Genomic DNA, 2,828 nt, shown 5'->3' with positions numbered 1-2,828 from the left:
TGTACCACTACGGCAGCCGGATCGCGGCGAAGTACGACCAGCGCCCGTCGACCTTCCGCAAACTGGCCGGACACTTCTTCGACACCTTCCCGCAGCTGTCGGGGCTGCGCTTCAGCCACGCCTGGGGCGGGGTCATCGACACCTGCTCCCGCTTCTCGCCGTTCTTCGGCACGGCACACGGCGGGCGCGTCAGCTATGCCGCGGGCTTCACCGGCCTGGGCGTGGGGGCGACCCGGTTCGGTGCCGAGGTGATGCTCGACCTGCTGGCCGGTGAGCGCACGGAGCGCACGGAGCGCACGGAGCTCGAGATGGTGCGCAAGAAGCCGCTGCCGTTCCCTCCGGAGCCGGTGCGCTGGGCCGGGATCGGCCTCACCCTGTGGTCGCTCGCGCGTGCGGACGCCCGCGGTGGCCGCCGCAATCTGTGGCTGAAGGCCATGGACCGGACCGGCCTGGGGGTCGACAGCTGAGATCGACGGCTCACCGTCGGTCTTCGAGGCGCTCCTCGGGGCGGTCCTCAAGAGAGTCCTCGGGCCCGGCGCCGGCAGCGCGGGAGCGGAGTCCGCGGCGCGCGGCGGCGGTCCCCAAGACCAGCAGCACCCAGGCCAGACACCAGCTCGCCAGGACGTCCAGCGGCCAGTGGTAGCCACGCCACACCAGGCCCGCGCCGTTGGCCACGGTGAGCACGGCCGCGGTGGCGAGCAGCGGCCAGTACGGACGTTGCCGCACGGACAGACACAGCAGCAGCGCCGCCCCGCCGAAGGCGACGGCCGCGGTCGCCGCATGACCGGACGGGTAGTAGCCGATGCCGCCGAGCGGCCCCGGCCGGTCGAGCCACACCTTCAGCAGCGGGACGAACAGTGCGACGGCCGCCATCGCCGCCGTGGCGCACAGCGGCGGCAGCCACCGTCGGTACCGCCCGGCGGTGCCGGTGCTCGTCACCGCGTGGACCATCGCGGCGAGGAGCACCGGCACGGCGACCGTCACATTGCCCAGATCCGCGCAGAGCCCCGCCACGAAGCCGGGCGGGGCCAGGTGCCGCAGCGCGGCGCCGAGCCGTTCGTCCGCCGCGCGCAGCGGTCCGTCGACGGCGATCTGCCAGGTGATGAGGGTGAAGAGCACGGCGCACACCGCGGTGACCGCGGCGGGAAATGCCGACCGCCCCGGAACAGGGGGGAGAGTTCCGGGGCAGTCGTGTCGACCGGTCTTACGCGAGCCCCGGGGGGTTTGGGACAAGCGGTCATCCGATCGGTGAACAGCGTGCGCCAGGGCACGACCGGGACGGTCCTGGGGAAAGACCGGCTCGGGCCGGGAGTCCGGAGTGGAGTTCCGGACCCGACGACTGCTGAAACCGTACGACAGGGCGGCGGTACCGGACAGTCGGATCACCGACCTGACATGGGCCTCGCACACATTCTTCACCCCACACGCCCGCCGTCCCCCGCCCGTACCGTCCTCACAGGCCTGCGAGGGCCTCTTCCAGCACGTCCAGACCCTCGTTGAGCAGGTCCTCACCGATCACCAGCGGTGGCAGGAAGCGCATCACGTTGCCGTAGGTGCCGGTGGTCAGCACCAGCAGGCCGTCCAGGTGGCACGCCTTTGCCAGCGCCGCGGTGACCTCCGGGGCCGGCTCCTTGCCGCCCGGCTTGACCAGTTCGATCGCCAGCATCGCACCACGCCCGCGGACGTCGCCGATGATGTCGTACTGCTCGGCCAGCTTCCGCAGCCGCGGCTTCATGATCTCCTCGATGCGCCGGGCCCGGGCGGCCAGGTCCATCTCACGCATCGTCTCGATGGAACCGAGGGCGGAGGCGCAGGCGACAGGGTTGCCGCCGTAGGTGCCGCCGAGCCCGCCGGCGTGGGCCGCGTCCATCATCTCCGCGCGCCCGGTCACCGCGGCGAGCGGCATGCCGCCCGCGATGCCCTTCGCGGTGGTGATCAGGTCAGGGACGATGCCCTCGTCCTCACAGGCGAACCACTGTCCCGTACGGCAGAAGCCGGACTGGATCTCATCCGCGACGAAGACGATCCCGTTCTCCTTCGCGAACTCCGCGATGCGCGGCAGGAAGCCCTTCGCGGGCTCGATGAAGCCGCCCTCGCCGAGCACCGGCTCGATCACGATCGCGGCCACGTTCTCCGCGCCGACCTGCTTGCTGATCTGGTCGATGGCCTGTGCGGCGGCCTCCTCGGCGCAGTGCTCAGGGCCGGTCAGCCAGCGGTAGGGATAGGCGACCGGCACCCGGTAGACCTCGGGGGCGAACGGGCCGAAGCCGTGCTTGTACGGCATGTTCTTCGAGGTGAGCGCCATGGTCAGGTTCGTACGGCCGTGGTAGCCGTGGTCGAAGACGACGACCGCCTGGCGGCGGGTGTGCGTCCGCGCGATCTTGACGGCGTTCTCCACCGCCTCCGCGCCGGAGTTGAACAGGGCGCTCTTCTTGGCGTGGTCGCCCGGGGTCACCCGGGCCAGCTCCTCGCAGACCTCCACGTACGGCTCGTACGGCGTCACCATCACACAGGTGTGGGTGAAGTCCGCCAGCTGGGCGGTCGCGCGCCGGACGACCGCCTCGGCGCTGTTGCCGACGCCGGTCACGGCGATGCCGGAGCCGAAGTCGATCAGAGAGTTGCCGTCCACGTCCACGATCGTGCAGCCGCGGGCTTCTTGCACCACCCGGTCCTGGTGCGCGGTGGCCATGAGAATAAATTCCCCGTAGCGCTCCCACAGCTTGAGACTCTCGTTGATTTTCGACATGCGCGACCTTTCAGGCGGCGGGCTCGATGATGCCCCGGATACTTCTCAAAGTTCTCCTTCCAATCGCTTTCGGGGCGGCAAG

General features: G+C 70.5%; 2 protein-coding genes and 1 pseudogene. 1 reads left to right on the top strand and 2 read right to left on the bottom strand.

The window, feature by feature from the left end:
- A pseudogene (locus tag ACRDP3_RS13200) lies at nucleotides 1-467 on the top strand (FAD-dependent oxidoreductase); the annotation flags it as partial.
- Nucleotides 468-477: 10 nt separating this feature from the next.
- Here the strand turns inward: ACRDP3_RS13200 and ACRDP3_RS13195 are convergent.
- Together ACRDP3_RS13195 and gabT are read right to left on the bottom strand one after the other, a co-directional pair.
- Nucleotides 478-1,119, bottom strand: a complete 642-nt coding sequence (locus tag ACRDP3_RS13195) for a phosphatase PAP2 family protein (protein ID WP_431517099.1) — start codon at nucleotides 1,117-1,119, stop codon at nucleotides 478-480.
- A 334-nt stretch (nucleotides 1,120-1,453) separates the two neighbouring features.
- Complete coding sequence (gabT, locus tag ACRDP3_RS13190) at nucleotides 1,454-2,689, bottom strand: 4-aminobutyrate--2-oxoglutarate transaminase (RefSeq protein WP_431517100.1); 1,236 nt, start codon at nucleotides 2,687-2,689, stop codon at nucleotides 1,454-1,456.
- Between the last annotated feature and the right edge of the window lie 139 nt (nucleotides 2,690-2,828).

The sequence above is a fragment of the Streptomyces sp. genome (assembly GCF_050698815.1).
GTDB lineage: Bacteria > Actinomycetota > Actinomycetes > Streptomycetales > Streptomycetaceae > Streptomyces.
Note: the sequence above shows the minus strand (reverse complement) of the source record. Positions and strands in the feature narration are given on the sequence as shown.